The sequence below is a fragment of the Ruminococcus callidus ATCC 27760 genome (assembly GCF_000468015.1).
GTDB lineage: Bacteria > Bacillota > Clostridia > Oscillospirales > Ruminococcaceae > Ruminococcus_C > Ruminococcus_C callidus.
In genome coordinates this window covers 27713-28023 of the sequence record NZ_KI260325.1, presented here as the reverse complement: position 1 = coordinate 28023, position 311 = coordinate 27713, and the positions used below count along the sequence as shown (strand labels likewise).

The following is a 311-nucleotide window of genomic DNA, read 5'->3' as shown; positions in this document are numbered from 1 at the left end:
GTAGCAAGCGGCACGACCCCTGCGGAACAGTACACAAGGGCAACGGTCAATAACAATATGAATGACGTGCGAGTCCACTATTATGTGGATAATGTGTGTGCATGGCAGAATCTGCCTCACAGCCTGAGTGGCTGGCACGCTGCTGATGGCTCTGGAAACGGCAACAGAAGAACCATCGCCATCGAGTGTATTATGTCCTCTGCATACAATTCCACGGATAAGAAGTCGGAAGATAATGCAGCGAAATTGGCAGCAGCGTTATTAAAACAGTATGGACTGGACATCAACCATCTCTACACGCATACCCACTG

1 protein-coding gene is annotated in these 311 nt (G+C 49.2%); it reads left to right on the top strand.

From position 1 onward, the window contains the following. Nucleotides 1-57: 57 nt before the first annotated feature. The coding region (locus tag RUMCAL_RS03055) for an N-acetylmuramoyl-L-alanine amidase (protein WP_242823483.1) at nt 58-311 on the top strand (254 nt) is incomplete at its 3' end.